The organism is Bacillus changyiensis (genome assembly GCF_027706145.1).
GTDB lineage: Bacteria > Bacillota > Bacilli > Bacillales > Bacillaceae > Bacillus > Bacillus changyiensis.
This window is the reverse complement of sequence record NZ_JAQFWW010000007.1, coordinates 129,842-145,640: the sequence shown is the minus strand read 5'-3', so window position 1 is coordinate 145,640 and position 15,799 is coordinate 129,842. Positions and strand designations below refer to the sequence as shown.

Sequence of the window (15,799 nt, the reverse complement as noted above, 5' to 3'; positions counted from 1 at the left end):
CCTGTTGCAACGCATGCACGTCTTCAAATCAAGGGTTAACATCTGTTATGATGCAGTGCTTGTACTTTAAAAGTAAAAGGAAGGCATGCTAAAGACGCAACGTCCTGTTGCAACGCATGCACGTCTTCAAATCAAGGGTTAACATCTGTTATGATGCAGTGCTTGTACTTTAAAAGTAAAAGGAAGGCATGCTAAAGACGCAACGTCCTGTTGCAACGCATGCACTCGCACGTCCTGTGCTTCGGAGGATTAGCTCAGCTGGGAGAGCATCTGCCTTACAAGCAGAGGGTCGGCGGTTCGAGCCCGTCATCCTCCACCATTTTCTTGGAACACTTTGGTTGTTTCAGCATAAGGTATCAATATGCCGGTCTAGCTCAATTGGTAGAGCAACTGACTTGTAATCAGTAGGTTGGGGGTTCAAGTCCTCTGGCCGGCACTGTTTTTCGGAGGGGTAGCGAAGTGGCTAAACGCGGCGGACTGTAAATCCGCTCCCTCAGGGTTCGGCGGTTCGAATCCGTCCCCCTCCACCATTTTTGGGCTATAGCCAAGCGGTAAGGCAACGGACTTTGACTCCGTCATGCGTTGGTTCGAATCCAGCTAGCCCAGTTTTTGGACATCCTGTTATAGGGTGTCTTTTTTGTTGTTATTTTAATTGGTTGATTGAATGTTTTACAGATATTATGCGAATGTTGACCTCGCCTAATAAAATCGATAGGCTATAGAAGGTTCGAAAGCGGTTAATCAAAAGTTTCAGTTTCGAAATATTCATCTGGATAAATAAATTTAAACTAATATTAAGGATGTAAACCGTTTTTAGCTATCTACACCTTTCCTATATTTTGATAAACTATTTTTATGAATTTAATGAAACCTTTTAAATTTCAATTCGTATGTTTAAAGACCGGTGAAGGCAGAGGTTAGATAAATATGGAAATGATGATAAAAAAAAGAATTAAACAAGTCAAAAAGGGCGATCGTAATGCATTTGCAGACATCGTAGACATTTACAAAGACAAAATTTATCAGCTTTGCTACCGTATGCTCGGTAATGCGCATGAAGCGGAAGATATTGCGCAGGAAGCATTTATTAGAGCATACGTTAATATCGATAGCTTTGATATTAACCGGAAATTTTCAACATGGCTTTACCGAATTGCGACCAATTTAACGATTGATCGTATTCGTAAAAAAAAGCCTGATTATTATTTGGATGCAGAAGTGGCTGGAACAGAAGGGCTGACTATGTATTCTCAAGTAGCGGCGGATGTTGCGCTTCCAGAGGAAGAACTACTTTCTTTGGAGCTGCACAGTACGATTCAGGAAAAAATCTTAAGGCTTCCCGATAAATACAGGACTGTCATCGTATTAAAGTACATTGATGAGCTTTCCCTTGTTGAAATCAGTGAGATATTAAATATTCCCGTAGGTACAGTGAAAACGAGAATACACAGAGGAAGAGAGGCTCTCAGAAAACAATTAAGGGATCTTTAAGTGGGGTGATGAAATGAGCTGTCCGGAGCACATTGTTCAGCTTATCCATAAATATCTCGATGGGGACATTCCTTCGGAAGATGAATCGAGATTAAAGAAGCACATACAATCATGTGAAGAATGCAGAAAACATCTTCACGAAATGGAAAAATCCATCGCTCTTGTGCAAAGTACGTCACATCTTACAGCTCCGGCAAACTTTACGGCCAATGTATTGGCAAATCTGCCAAAGGAAAAACGGACGGTTTTCATTCATCGATGGCTGAAAACTCATCCGTTTATCGTTGCAGTAGCTATTTTCGTTTTATTAATGGGGGGTAGCTTTTTTTCAAGCTGGAGAAATGACCAAGACTTCAGTGTGTCAAATAACTCCAATCTAGTTGTGGAAAACAACACGGTTACCGTACCCGAAGGCAAAGTTGTAAAGGGAGATGTAACCGTAAAAAACGGAAAGCTTATCATTAAAGGTAAGATTGATGGAGATGTAACCATCGTCAATGGGGAACAATACACAGCTTCAGCTGGTCAAGTTACAGGTCAGATTCACGAAATAAATGAGGCATTTGACTGGATCTGGTACAAAGTAAAATCAACCGGAAAGACGATTTTTGGTTTGAATCATTCCAATGACGAAGAGCAAAGCGGACAATAGGAGCTTTGCTCTTTTCGTGCGGAAGGCGGCTGTTTCACTTGGGAAAACAAATTGTGATATAATCGTTCTGTATATAAAATGATATGACTCAAACATATACATCTAAATCATGACTGAGATCTTGGAGGACGAGGAAATGGCTTTTGAGGATATCCCTTTCTTACAGTACCTCGGCGATGCCGTTGATATTCTCCTTGTTTGGTATGTTATATATAAATTAATGATGGTTATCCGCGGAACAAAGGCGGTTCAGTTGTTAAAGGGAATCGTGGTCATCGTTCTTGTCCGGCTGGCCAGTCAGTATTTCGGCTTAAACACGCTACAATGGCTGGTCGATCAAGCAATCACATGGGGCTTTTTAGCGATTATCATTATTTTTCAGCCTGAACTAAGAAGAGCGCTTGAACAGCTGGGACGAGGAAGGTTTTTTTCTCGTACCGGAAACCCTGAAGAGGAACAACAGCAGCAGGTCATTGACGCCATTACAAAATCGATGCATTATATGGCAAAACGGAGGATTGGAGCGCTTTTAACCATAGAACGAGAAACCGGAATGGGTGATTATATAGAAACTGGGATTCCTTTGAATGCAAAGGTTAGCTCTGAACTATTGATTAACATTTTTATTCCGAATACACCGCTTCATGACGGAGCTGTTATTATGAAACATAATGAAGTTGCTGCCGCGGCTTGTTACCTCCCTCTTTCTGAAAGTCCGTTTATTTCTAAAGAGCTTGGCACAAGACATAGAGCAGCGGTAGGGATCAGTGAAGTGACAGACAGTTTGACGATTGTTGTATCTGAAGAAACTGGAGGCATCAGTGTCGCAAAAAACGGTAATCTTCATCGCGGTTTATCGGAAGAGGAATTGAAAGATATGCTCACAGCAGAATTTAAGAAAAATTCCCGGGAAACTTCCTCGATTCGCTGGTATTGGAGGGGGAAGAAGAATGGATAAGTTCTTAAAAAATCCTTGGGCTGTTAAAGTTGTTGCATTATTATTTGCTTTTCTTCTTTACTTTGCGGTCCATAGTGCACAAGTGCCGACTCCGAAAAAACCAATGGACTGGCTTTTTCCGATATCCACTACAGATGAAGTAACGTTGACTGACATCCCGGTGAAGTCTTATTATGATGATGAAAATTATGTTGTAACTGGTGTTCCACAAAGTGTGAATGTCACTATCAAAGGGCCGACGGGTACTGTAAAGAAAGTAAGGCAAGTAAAAGATTTTGAAATTTATGCAGATATGCAACATTTGAAAACAGGAAGACATAAAGTGGAATTAAAGGCGAGAAATGTTACTGAGGGGGTTAGTATTTCGATTAATCCTTCGGTAGCAACTGTAACAATTGAAGAAAAAATAACGAAGGAATTTCCGGTTGAGGTTGAGTTTTACAATAAAAATAAAATGAAAAAAGGCTTTACACCAGAACAGCCGATTATCAATCCGAGAAATGTCAGTGTTACAGGGTCAAAAACTGTCATTGACCGAATTGAAAATATTAAGGCGATGGTTAATTTGGAAGGTGTAGATCAGACGATTGAAAAAGAAACGAAACTGACGGTTTATGATGGTGATGGAAATGTTCTTCCGCTAGAGGTCGCCCCGTCTGTCGTCAAAATCACTGTTCCCGTGACAAGTCCAAGTAAAAAGGTTCCGATCAAGCTTGAGCGGAAAGGAAAACTTCCTAGTGGGATTAGCATTTCAAACCTGGATACGAGTCCAGGAGAAGTGACAGTTTACGGTCCAAAAAATGTTCTTGATTCGTTAGAATTTATTGACGGCGCTAAAATTGATTTAAGTAAAATTAAAGATAACACTGAATTGGAAGTTGATGTTCCAGTGCCAAAGGGTGCTCATAAAGTGTCACCTGAAAAAGTAAAAGTCAAGGTAAAAGTAGATAAAGAAGAAGAGAACACGATAAAAAACGTGCCAATTAAAACCGTAGGACTGAATGACACTCGGACTCTCGAGTTTCTCGATCCAAAAACGGGAAAGCTTGATATTACGGCAAAGGGATCTGCGGCTGAACTAGCCAAACTTCAGTCGTCAGACATAGAACTCTATGTCAATGTGGCGGATTTAAACGATGGTGTGCATCACGTTAAACTTGAAGTAAATGGACCACAGAATATCACATGGTCACTGCCGAAAAATGTCAAAGTGAGAATTTCTTCTAAAACATCTCAAAAAGAAAGTGACACAGATGATCAGGATGACACAGATCAAGATCATTCTGATACAGATTCACAATCTTCATGAATCAAAAAGGAGCGATATGAATGGGCAAGTATTTTGGAACAGACGGTGTGAGAGGTGTGGCAAACAGTGAACTTACACCGGAACTGGCCTTTAAAGTCGGAAGGTTTGGAGGTTATGTCCTGACAAAGGATAAAAAACGTCCCAAGGTATTAATCGGCCGTGACACACGCATTTCCGGACATATGCTAGAAGGAGCCTTAGTTGCTGGTCTCCTGTCAATTGGAGCGGAAGTCATGCGGTTAGGCGTTATTTCAACACCTGGAGTAGCGTATTTAACAAAAGCAATGGATGCGGAAGCGGGCGTGATGATTTCAGCGTCTCACAATCCTGTTGAAGACAACGGAATCAAATTTTTTGGTGGTGACGGTTTTAAACTGTCTGATGATCAAGAACTTGAAATCGAGTACTTGATGGACCAGGCAGAAGATAACCTGCCAAGACCTGTTGGAAGTGACCTCGGGATGGTGAATGACTACTTTGAAGGCGGACAAAAGTATTTGCAATTCTTAAAGCAAACTGCTGATGAGGATTTCACAGGTATTCATATCGCCCTTGATTGTGCACATGGAGCGACTTCACCGCTAGCGACTCACCTGTTTGCTGATCTTGATGCGGATGTTTCAACAATGGGAACATCACCAAATGGATTAAATATTAATGATAGAGTTGGTTCAACACATCCTGAAGCTCTTTCAGCATTTGTAAAAGAAAAAGGAGCAGATGTTGGATTGGCATTTGATGGTGATGGAGATCGTTTAATTGCTGTTGATGAAAAGGGAGAAATCGTTGACGGTGATCAAATTATGTATATATGTGCGAAATACCTGAAACATGAGGGACGTTTGATTGATGATACGGTTGTTTCTACTGTCATGAGTAACCTCGGTTTTTATAAAGCGCTTGGTGCGGAAGGAATAAAAAGTGTTCAAACGGCTGTCGGAGACCGCTATGTTGTTGAAGCAATGAAAAGAGACAGCTATAATCTGGGCGGTGAACAATCAGGACACTTAATTTTTCTTGATTACAATACAACAGGTGACGGTTTACTTTCAGCAATTATGCTGTTGAATACGATGAAAATGACGGGAAAACCATTATCCGAGCTTGCTGCAGAAATGCAGAAATTCCCGCAACTTTTGATCAACGTTAAAGTAACAGATAAGTATAAAGTGACAGAAAACGAAAAAGTGAAAGCAGTGATCAAACAAGTCGAACAAGACATGAATGGTGACGGCCGGATCCTTGTGCGCCCATCAGGTACAGAACCACTTGTTCGTGTGATGGCTGAAGCAAGAACGAAAGAACTTTGCGATGAATATGTCAGCCGCATTGTTGAGGTTGTCAAAACAGAGATGGGAGCATAAGTTTTAACCATTTAAGAAAGATCGATGAACAAGACATGCTGAACGAACATATGTTAAAGAGAATCGATTTTCAAACTGAAAAAATTGTTTGACGGTTCTTTTTCTGTGTAGTAAAATCAGCTTGTCTTGTTTTATTTTAAAAGGAAAGGTGGATAGAGGTTTAATTCTATAATGATAGCGCCCGAACTAAGCTGAACGGACAACAAGCTTAGTTGACGAGGATGGAGGTTATCGAATATTCGGCGGATGCCTCCCGGCTGACCACTAAAGATCACAGCCGCAAGGATTTTCTTAAACCAAAGAGGTGACTCTTTGAACAAAGGAAAATCACATGATCTTCCATCAAACATGTAGGAGGGGACGAAGATGTCCCCATCTTAAAGCTGGCCTTCTTCGTCTCCTTCCTGCAAACTCAGGAGGAAGAGAAATATGTGTGGTATTGTAGGTTATATTGGACAGCTTGATGCAAAAGAGATTTTATTAAAAGGGTTAGAAAAATTAGAGTACCGCGGTTATGATTCAGCAGGGATTGCGATTGCGAATGAAGATGGTATCCATGTCTTCAAGGAAAAAGGTCGGATTGCTGATCTTCGTGCAGCTGTTGATGAATCAGTGATGTCACAAGCCGGAATTGGACACACACGTTGGGCAACTCATGGCGAACCAAGCCGTATAAATGCACACCCTCATCCAAGTGCATCAGGTCGTTTTACAATTGTTCATAACGGTGTTATCGAGAATTATGTTCAGCTGACACGCGAGTATTTACAAGATGTGGAACTGAAAAGTGATACAGATACAGAGGTTGTTGTTCAAGTGATTGAGCAATTTGTCAATGGAGGCCTTGGAACAGAAGAAGCTTTCCGAAAAACGCTGACGCTCCTTAAAGGCTCTTATGCGATTGCCTTGTTCGACAACAACAACAAAGAAACAATCTATGTTGCGAAAAATAAAAGCCCATTGCTTGTTGGTCTTGGAGATACATTCAATGTTGTTGCATCAGATGCGATGGCAATGCTTCAAGTGACAAATGAATATGTGGAGCTCATGGACAAAGAGATGGTCATCGTCACTGACAAAAAAGTTGTGATTAAAAACTTTGATGGCGAAATCATGTCCCGTGCCTCTTATATTGCTGAGCTAGATGCAAGCGATATTGAAAAAGGCACATACCCTCACTACATGTTAAAAGAAATTGATGAACAGCCGCTCGTGATGCGGAAGATTATTCAAACATACCAAAATGAACATGGCAAGTTATCCATACCAGGTGATATTGCAGATGCCGTTGCCCAAGCAGACCGCGTTTATATTATTGCGTGTGGCACCAGCTATCATGCGGGTCTTGTTGGGAAACAATTCATTGAATCATGGGCAAAAGTTCCGACTGAAGTCCATGTCGCAAGTGAATTCTCATACAACATGCCATTGCTATCTCAGAAACCGCTGTTTATCTTTATTTCTCAAAGTGGTGAAACAGCAGATAGCCGGGCTGTCCTTGTACAAGTGAAAAAACTGGGTCACAAAGCGCTGACACTTACAAATGTACCTGGATCAACACTTTCCCGTGAAGCTGATTACACATTGTTACTTTACGCAGGACCAGAGATTGCGGTTGCATCAACAAAAGCATACACAGCACAAATTGCAGTTCTTGGTATCTTAGCATCTGTTGCTGCGGAACGAAACGGTGCTGAGATCGGTTTTGATCTTGTTCATGAACTTGGTATTGTCGCAAATGCGATGGAAGTCCTTTGCGGCCAAAAAGACGAGTTAGAAATGATTGCTCGCGAATATCTGGCTGTCTCCAGAAATGCTTTCTTCATCGGGCGCGGCCTTGACTACTTCGTCTGTGTCGAAGGCGCCTTAAAACTGAAAGAAATTTCTTATATTCAGGCAGAAGGTTTTGCTGGCGGTGAATTAAAACACGGTACGATAGCCTTAATTGAAGAAGGAACACCAGTATTTGCATTGGCTACTCAAGAGCATGTCAACTTGAGCATTCGCGGAAATGTCAAAGAAGTGGCTGCCCGCGGCGCCAATACATGCGTGATCTCACTGAAAGGCTTAGAAGATGCAGGCGACAGATTCATACTTCCAGAAGTACACCCAGAACTCGCACCGCTTGCCTCAGTCATCCCGCTGCAGCTGATCGCTTACTACGCTGCTCTGCACCGTGGCTGTGATGTTGATAAGCCACGGAACTTGGCGAAAAGTGTGACGGTGGAGTAGATCATTAGTTTTTAGAAAAGTTTTGTTGATTTTTAAATAAAGTTTATAAAAACAATCCCTTTCGATCATATGTTCGTAAGGGATTGTTTTTTTATTCTGATAAATTAGCATAGCTTTAAACAAGGCTAAATTCTACATACCATCATTTAAAACTTGGCATTAGGAATAATCGGTGGTAATTAATTGTTATTAAGCAGGTTTCTTGAAAAAGGAGGTTGAGGAATAAGTTGGTATTGATTTCTGAAAATTATGAAACTAATACTTGTAGTTAGCGTATATTATATAAAAGGGGGATGTATACACAGGAGAAACAAAATTTCTGAGTGATATAAGATATAAAATTATGAGGAGGATTGAATGATGAATACCAATAGGAAAACAGCCATAACATTTGGAATACTGTTAATTTTAGGAATCGTTTTTGGGATACTATCATCGGTTCCAGCTTTAGAGCAACCCGATTACCTTATGAAATTATCATCGATCAAAATGCAAGTATTGATCGCTGTATTTTGTCAATTTATGATGGCCACTGTATATGTATGTATTGCGGTATTATTATATCCAATCATTAAGAGATATAATGAAAAACTTGCCCTTAGTTATTTCGGATTCAGAATGATTGGGGCAGCAATTCTTTTTATTGGAATAGCTTCTCTTCTGCTACTATTATTCATAAGTGAACGTTTTATAATAGAGGGTCAGCCAAACTCATCCTATTTCCAAACTATAGGGGAATTACTTAGAGTAGGTAGGGATTGGATGAATCATGTTGTAATGATTCTACCGTGGAGTTTAGGTGGTTTAATACTATATTTTTGCTTTTTTCAAATGAAACTTATTCCAAAATGGCTATCAGTCTGGGGGATGATTGGCTCTATCCTTACTCTAATAGCAACATTTCTGTTGATGTTTGACTTAATTAAGATAGCAACACCTATTTACTTTATTATGAATACACCAACAGCTATATTTGAGTTGGTTCTGGCTGTTTATCTGATGATTAAAAGCTTCAATCCTGTTAATGATTCAAATTACAAATGAGTTAAATATGTATGTATTGATTTTGAATGTGGCCGCCCAAGCAATTCATATAACAGAAGCGATACGGTTCCGATCTATTATATTGAAAAGAGAATAAATACTTATACTTTTTGCTACTTTGCAGTCTAGAGCAGCTACCCTGTTATTACCCCATAAGGCGAGAAGCTTTTAAAAGTTAAAGACAGATTGGATTCGTTAGTATTTATTTAGGAGAATCTCAACGTTGTCTATGCCTTAACGGGGACAGAAGCGTCCTTTGTAAATATTGTTTGAATATGTATGAATTATATGGAAGTTTATTTCTTGGACGCCCAATATCTCTTCAACAATCAGGCCTGATTGTTGAAGATGATGATTTGGTAAACAAGTCATTTAATGAAAAAGGGTGTTACACAAATATGAATCCTTGAAATAATGGGTAACTGGTTAAACGAAATCAATATAAAAGAACGGAAATAAATTCTTTTTAGAAAGCGAAGCCTTCCAATGAAGTACATGTCTTTTGAAATAAAAAAAGACATATGTTTCAACTTGACGACCAATTCATTTTAAGGTTGACAAGAACCACTAACAACTCGGAGGATTGCTGCTTTTGTGAGTACACATTCTCTAATGTTCGTATTGTTTGATGAGCTCCTGGAGCTTGTTTTGTATTTGTTCGCGTACCACATCTGGACGCTTCACGTTCGCCTCCATGCCAAAGCCGAGGAAAAAATGTACCGCCCATGGCACATATGATGCGCTCATCTTTGTACAAACTGTACCTGAGCCGTCTTCGCGCAGATCGATCCATCGGCTTAACCATAAGTCTGATCGGCATCGTCGTACACCCTCCGGCGTCAACTCCACCTCAAGTTCCAATGTATCACTCTCATCCATTCGCATGATCCATGTCTGAATCTGCTCCTCATCTGTGTTCAATCGCCTGCTTTGGTCGGCCTCAAGCGAGAAATTCTTCACTCGATCGACGCGAAACAATCGATAATCCTCTGCTAAGAAGCAGTAAGCCTGGCAGTACCATAACCCGTTCATTGTATATATCCCAAGTGGTTGGATCATTCTTTCTCGACGCGAAGAAGCTTCATACATGATTGTGACAACGCGTTGCTCCAGTGCAGCCTCAAGTAGTTCCTCCAAGAAAGAAACTTCCATCTCATGTGGAGGAACCCAAAATATAAGGCGTTGTTGCATGCGTTCGATCTTTTGCTTTAGCTCACTCGACAAGTAATGAAAAAACTTATGCAACGCGGTATCCACTTCATTTTTGAAGGGGAGAGATTTGTAATTGCGTAACGATTGGCAAGCAAAAAATAAAGCGATCGCCTCATGTTCTGTAAAACTGATGGGCGGCAGCACCTTCTCTCGTAAAACGCGATAACCGCCTCTAGGCCCTGCCTCGGAATAGAGCGGCACACCCAGTTCGCTCAGCTCCATCAAATCGCGAATCATTGTTCGGCGTGAAACGCCGCATTCGTCTGCCATCTCCTGTATCGTAAACTTTTTGCGTTCATTGACCTTCATCATAAGGTGAATGAGTCGCTGTGCTTTGTGCATGAATAGTTCCCTCCTTTTCACACTCTCATTATGATAATGATGCCATTACTTGGCACTATTATCCCGTATACTTAACCTTGAAGTCAATTTTACACACCAAGGAGGGTTCAAACATGCGATTTCGTATAGCCATGTTGCGTTTTTTGTCTTATGGCGGATACTGACCTTTTTCAAGAATAGTAAATGGGATCTTCAAATATAAAACGAGGGGAATTAAGAAAATGGAGCTGGTGAATCAACAATACGTGATGGAAATGGTTTTGTTCAAGTTGAGGGAAGGGACGAATAAGCACCGTTTTTGTCGTGCGGCTGCCGCACTCACTGAGGCACTACAGACGGAAATGTCTGGGTTTAAAGGACGCACTTTGCTGCATACGCCAGATGAAACCCAATGGACGGACATCATATACTGGTCCAATATGGATGTAGCATTGAAAGCGATGGACCAACTCAGGTCTGTTCCTGCTTTCCAAACTTTTGTGTCAATGATTGATTCAAGAGAGATTATGCTACGGCATCTGGTCCCAGCTAATCTGAGCATGTAGGGAAGTGGTATCGTACCGTTGTCCATTTGCATGATGACGATCATTCAAGAAAGGAGATGAAACATGGCAGATACATTTGCGGGTAAATATACTCTGGATTTTTTCAACCGATTTATGGCTAACGTCAAACTCAAGTATCCAGCATTTGACTCAACAAAGTTTTTAAATTTGATCTACGACGACCGCTGGGAACAGGAAAGATTAAAACAACGTATCCGGCATATAACCAACTCTTTGCAATTAACACTGCCTGCGTCCTATAGAGACGCATTATCGGTCTTGTACCAAGTCGCTCCCCAATGTAGAGGAGTCGAATACTTGTTCTTTCCAGATTTCGTGGAAGTATACGGGCTTGAAGATTGGACAGCCTCCATTCCCGCACTGGAACGATTCACACCTTTTTCCAGTTCAGAGTTTGCCGTTCGTCCATTTATTGTGCAAGATCCCGTTAGAATGATGGACCAAATGCTACAGTGGGCAAGCCATTCTGATCATCACATCAGACGGCTAGCCAGTGAAGGCTGTCGTCCCCGATTGCCATGGGCGATGGCTTTGAAAATATTCAAAGCTGATCCATCACCAATTTTTCCAGTATTGGAAAAACTCAAGAGTGATCCATCTGTTTACGTGCAGAAAAGCGTTGCTAATAATCTGAACGATATATCTAAGGATCACCCCGAACAAATCAAACGACTCGCCCAAGATTGGTACGGAGAGAACCTGCAGACCAATTGGATTGTCAAACACGGTTGTCGCGGTTTGCTGCGAAAAGGTGATCCAGATGTGCTTTCCTTGTTTGGATTTGAGAATTCGCCTGATGTGACGGTAAGTGGTTTATCGCTGGAAGAAGAAACCGTGGCAATCGGTCAAACTCTCAACTTTTCTTTTTCGATCCGAACCAACTCTTCTGTTACTCAGCGGCTACGGGTCGAATACGCGATAGATTTTGTTAAAGCGAACCGCACGACATCTAGAAAGCTATTCAAGGTAACAGAACACAACTTCAACAAAGTGGAGCGGCAATACTTCAGGGCCCACCATTTCAAGGATTTGACAACACGTAAGCATTATCCGGGCAAACATCGACTATCCGTAATTATAAATGGAATAGAGTTAGCAGCAACAAATTTTTATGTTACCGCTACAACAGAGCCCGCGTGAGAACAACGTTTACAACTGAAAAGGTCGATACTTTGATTTAGAACTTTATGACATGGAGGAGACAATATGAGAAATGTATCTGTAATCGGTTTGGGATCAATGGGCACAGCACTGGCTCACGTGTTGCTTCAAAATGGCTATCGAGTGACAGTATGGAACCGATCCAGCGCAAAGGCGGAACCGATCGTCAAAGAAGGAGCTATCCTTGCTCCCAGTGCGGCTTCAGCTATAAGTGCAAGCACGGTGTCGATTATCTGCGTGTCTAACTATAAGACTTCATACAGTATTTTGGATACAGAGGAGGTCAGATCTGTTCTCGCGGGTCGCGTTCTTGTCCAGTTGACCACAGGAAGCCCTCAGCAAGCACGGGACAATGAAGCATGGTCTCGCGAACGTCATGCGGAATATCTCGACGGAGCCATAGCGGCTTCACCGCCCCAGATGGGTGAACCGGACGCTACAATCTTCACATCAGGCTCCATAACCGCTTTTCAACAGAGTGAGCTGGTTTTGAAATGCTTGGCCGGAAATGTGTCTTACCTTGGAGAGCAGGTTAGCGCAGCATCTTCGACAGAATTGGCGTTTCTTTCATACTTATTTGGTTCGTATCTCGGATTTTTTCATGCGGCACGTATCCTTGAGTCGGATGGCCTTAACGTGGCTGCTTTTGGGTCCATGATTGCTCATGTCTCACAGGTTGTCGGTCATGTTATCAAGTATGAGAGTGAAGTCATACAATCAGAGACATACGATAATCCACAGAGTTCTGTAAATATGTGTATGACAACAGTAGAGCTCCTCATGGAACAAGCTCGTGAAGCTGGCATTAACAATGAATTTCCGGTGTTTGCCCAAGGACTTTTTAAGAAGGCCTTGGCTGCTGGATATGGGCATGAGGAACTTGGAGCCCTTATTAAAGTGATGCGATAGGACATTGCTGGATATCGAAATGTACAATATCTTGGGAGGCAAAGCCCCAATTTGGTGAGACATACAGAGAGAGGGAGCTTGAACGCAAGAAGATGTTTAGGAGCAATCGATCCTTTATAATCTAAAAGCGATAATTTCTGCGTCAAGGAATTATCGCTTTTTTCTTTATTGAATTTCCTTAGCATTTATTTTATGCTTCCTGTCTTTACCCTATTTATTACAGTCCTCCCCTTACTAATCTTCTTATTCTTTCGGAATAGCCGACTCTGGCTCAGTCGATATACTGGATTCAAAGTGCTTACCCCATTCCTGCAAATATTCGACAATTGGTCTCAATCCTTCTCCGAGAACTGTCAACTTATATTCAACCTTTGGTGGAGTGGCCGGATATACTTGCCTATGGACAATCCCTGCTTCCTCCAGTTCACGTAATTGTTGAGCAAGCATTTTATGGGTAATTCCTACAATATTCTTATTAAGCTCACCATAGCGTTTTTTTCCTTCAAGAAGCTGACAAATGATTGTAGTTTTCCATTTTCCGGAAAAAATTGAAACAGAAAGCTCGATAGGACATTGAAATTGTTTTCCGTTCATTTCATATATTGTTTGATTCATTACCATTGCATAACTTCCCTTCTGGTAAGTATTGAACAAAAAAGTACGTACTTATTTTTTTTGAGTTTATTATGTATGATTCAATTTGTAAACAATATAGCATTTCAAGGAGGCTAATATGAAAAAAATCGTCCGAGTGGGTAGTGTTGATGTAACATATTCTGTTGAAGGAAATGGACCTGGGTTGTTGCTAATACACGGAACAGGTGGCACATATGAAAATACTTGGGGAGATATGATCAAATCTCTAGCTGGTTCATACACTATTGTTTCACCTAATTACAGCGGTTCTGGTGAGACATTGGATAGTGGAGAGAAACTGCAACTAGATGATTTGGTTGAACAGAACATTCAAGCAGTTCTGCAAGAAGGTATCAACGAATTCCATATCGTTGGATATTCGCTAGGTGCAGAAATTGCAGCAGCAATTGCAGCCAAGTATCCAAAACAAGTAAAATCAGCTACATTAATAGCTGGTTGGGTAGAAAGCGATTTAGCTTCAGCGTTTCAATTTGCACTTTGGCAAAAACTTTTTCATATAGACCGTAGGCTTTTTGCACAATTTTTGATGTATAGCGGATTTAGTCCTAATTTTTATAATCAATTCAATAACTTAGAGGAATTGGATCAAATGTCAAATCAATTTGCAGGAATGCTAGCCAAGGGAACGGATCGGCAATCTGAATTGGATAGTCGCATCAATATTCGCCCTTTACTTAATAGGATCGTCGCACCTGTTCTAGTAATTGGCTTAACCTACGATCGAATGGTGCCCATTGAAAACGCTAGAGAACTTGCATCATTAATAAAAGGGGCCGAATATCGAGAAATTCCATCAGGACATTTGGTTCCTTGGGAAAAAAGTGAAACTCTCATTGATGAAGTATCCCGTTTTGTCACTTTAAATTTATAATTATTTTTATGCCTGAAATCGAGACTAGACACGCATGCGAAGAGTTTGTATATAGATAGAAAAATTACAAGGGGAGAATTTGATTTTAATCGCGATACAGCATATTATCTCCTAGTTCTTTTGGGGATGGGGGAGCAGGCAGTACCCAGGAAAATTTATCGAGTTATAGCTTTCATGATTAACCGGATACTCTAATCTACACTTTTGTTTATCAGTCATAGATAATTGATAAGAATTTTAAAAGAGGTTCTTATATATCATAATGCGACATTTAACACGAGAGGGAATGGATGATTCATCTATTCCATCCCGTGTTTTTCTATTTTACAAGATAGAACTTATGATTTCTTTTGAGCTTTTTGACGTTGATGACGAGTTACTTTACTTCTATTCCCGCATATTTTCATGGAACACCATTTGCGCCGTCCATGTGTATCAATAAATAATAAGACGCAATCTGGATTAGCGCATCGGTGTATATAACTTAATTGACCTGAAGACATAAGTTTTAATGCATCGAATGCAATTAGTGATGCGATCGCATTTTCTGGTGTTCCCATTGGTGTAGGAATTAACATATCGTTTTTTAAATGATAAGTAAAAGGAGCCTTTTTCATAAGTAATTCCAAATGTGTAATCCAATCAGAGGAAAGTTCCTTTCCATCTGCCATATTTTCATAACCTTCCCGAAGAAATGAACGCAATTCCCGTAAAAGGATGAATGCATGATCCCCCAACTGTTCTAGATGTCTAAATTGTTCTTTAAAAATGATGTTTTCCATCATTAAAGTATCAAGCCATGCTAGGACATGCTCTGTATTTGTTAATAAATCATGTCGGGTTCCGTGTCGAACAACTTCAGTATTAACTAGATCCATTGAAATATGGCCTGATATAAGTGGAAACTTTATTTCAGTTGTCATGTAAATCACCTTCTTGTTATTTTAACCTATTATAACAAATTTTACAGGTTAATAATAATGAAGTATATTATTAACCATTAAATAAATTATTAAGGGGTTAAAAATAGG

The 15,799-nt window shown here is 40.6% G+C and carries 14 protein-coding genes and 4 tRNA genes; 15 read left to right on the top strand and 3 right to left on the bottom strand.

Annotation, left to right across the window (positions count from 1 at the left end):
• Window positions 1-243 precede the first annotated feature (243 nt).
• From PDT38_RS17455 to PDT38_RS17405, 11 genes are all read left to right on the top strand, one after another.
• Window positions 244-319, top strand: a tRNA-Val gene (locus PDT38_RS17455).
• A gap of 44 nt (window positions 320-363) precedes the next feature.
• Window positions 364-436: transfer RNA gene (locus PDT38_RS17450), tRNA-Thr, on the top strand.
• A gap of 9 nt (window positions 437-445) precedes the next feature.
• A tRNA-Tyr gene (locus PDT38_RS17445) sits at window positions 446-530 on the top strand.
• Between the two features lie 4 nt (window positions 531-534).
• A tRNA-Gln gene (locus PDT38_RS17440) sits at window positions 535-606 on the top strand.
• A 321-nt stretch (window positions 607-927) separates the two neighbouring features.
• Entirely contained in the window at window positions 928-1,491 is a 564-nt protein-coding gene (gene sigW / locus PDT38_RS17435; RefSeq protein WP_270803372.1) for an RNA polymerase sigma factor SigW, read from the top strand.
• Window positions 1,492-1,504: 13 nt separating this feature from the next.
• A complete protein-coding gene (gene rsiW / locus PDT38_RS17430; RefSeq protein ID WP_270803371.1) occupies window positions 1,505-2,143 on the top strand; it encodes an anti-sigma-W factor RsiW in 639 nt (212 codons plus the stop codon).
• 136 nt (window positions 2,144-2,279) lie between these two features.
• Window positions 2,280-3,101, top strand: a complete 822-nt coding sequence (gene cdaA, locus PDT38_RS17425) for a diadenylate cyclase CdaA (protein WP_270803370.1) — start codon at window positions 2,280-2,282, stop codon at window positions 3,099-3,101.
• Window positions 3,094-4,410, top strand: coding sequence for a CdaR family protein (locus tag PDT38_RS17420; protein WP_270803369.1), 1,317 nt, complete (start codon window positions 3,094-3,096; stop codon window positions 4,408-4,410). Before cdaA ends, PDT38_RS17420 begins: the two co-directional genes overlap by 8 nt.
• Window positions 4,411-4,430: 20 nt before the next feature.
• Complete coding sequence (gene glmM, locus PDT38_RS17415; RefSeq protein ID WP_270803368.1) at window positions 4,431-5,774, top strand: phosphoglucosamine mutase; 1,344 nt, start codon at window positions 4,431-4,433, stop codon at window positions 5,772-5,774.
• Between the two features lie 429 nt (window positions 5,775-6,203).
• Window positions 6,204-8,006, top strand: coding sequence for a glutamine--fructose-6-phosphate transaminase (isomerizing) (glmS, locus tag PDT38_RS17410; RefSeq protein ID WP_270803367.1), 1,803 nt, complete (start codon window positions 6,204-6,206; stop codon window positions 8,004-8,006).
• A gap of 360 nt (window positions 8,007-8,366) precedes the next feature.
• A complete protein-coding gene (locus PDT38_RS17405; RefSeq protein WP_270803366.1) occupies window positions 8,367-9,050 on the top strand; it encodes a DUF4386 domain-containing protein in 684 nt (227 codons plus the stop codon).
• A gap of 609 nt (window positions 9,051-9,659) precedes the next feature.
• On the opposite strand, the gene PDT38_RS17400 is transcribed toward PDT38_RS17405, so the two are convergent.
• Entirely contained in the window at window positions 9,660-10,604 is a 945-nt protein-coding gene (locus PDT38_RS17400; protein ID WP_270803365.1) for a helix-turn-helix transcriptional regulator, read from the bottom strand.
• 221 nt (window positions 10,605-10,825) lie between these two features.
• Between PDT38_RS17400 and PDT38_RS17395 the strand changes: the two genes are divergently transcribed.
• From PDT38_RS17395 to PDT38_RS17385, 3 genes are all read left to right on the top strand, one after another.
• Window positions 10,826-11,149 carry a hypothetical protein gene (locus PDT38_RS17395; protein WP_270803364.1) on the top strand — a complete coding sequence of 108 codons (324 nt, stop codon included), beginning with the start codon at window positions 10,826-10,828 and terminating at the stop codon, window positions 11,147-11,149.
• Window positions 11,150-11,212: 63 nt separating this feature from the next.
• The gene (locus PDT38_RS17390; protein WP_270803363.1) at window positions 11,213-12,310 is read left to right on the top strand and encodes a DNA alkylation repair protein; all 1,098 of its coding nucleotides are present in this window, start codon (window positions 11,213-11,215) and stop codon (window positions 12,308-12,310) included.
• 66 nt (window positions 12,311-12,376) lie between these two features.
• Window positions 12,377-13,240: an NAD(P)-dependent oxidoreductase gene (locus tag PDT38_RS17385; RefSeq protein WP_270803362.1), complete on the top strand. Its 864-nt coding sequence runs from the start codon at window positions 12,377-12,379 to the stop codon at window positions 13,238-13,240.
• A gap of 243 nt (window positions 13,241-13,483) precedes the next feature.
• Here the strand turns inward: PDT38_RS17385 and PDT38_RS17380 are convergent, their stop codons facing one another.
• A complete protein-coding gene (locus tag PDT38_RS17380) occupies window positions 13,484-13,861 on the bottom strand; it encodes a winged helix-turn-helix transcriptional regulator (protein ID WP_270803361.1) in 378 nt (125 codons plus the stop codon).
• Window positions 13,862-13,973: 112 nt separating this feature from the next.
• Here PDT38_RS17380 and PDT38_RS17375 point away from each other — a divergent pair, with 112 nt between their 5' ends.
• A complete protein-coding gene (locus tag PDT38_RS17375) occupies window positions 13,974-14,768 on the top strand; it encodes an alpha/beta fold hydrolase (protein WP_270803360.1) in 795 nt (264 codons plus the stop codon).
• A gap of 338 nt (window positions 14,769-15,106) precedes the next feature.
• Here PDT38_RS17375 and PDT38_RS17370 read toward each other — a convergent pair whose 3' ends face one another.
• Window positions 15,107-15,691, bottom strand: a complete 585-nt coding sequence (locus PDT38_RS17370; RefSeq protein ID WP_270803359.1) for a CGNR zinc finger domain-containing protein — start codon at window positions 15,689-15,691, stop codon at window positions 15,107-15,109.
• Window positions 15,692-15,799 lie beyond the last annotated feature (108 nt).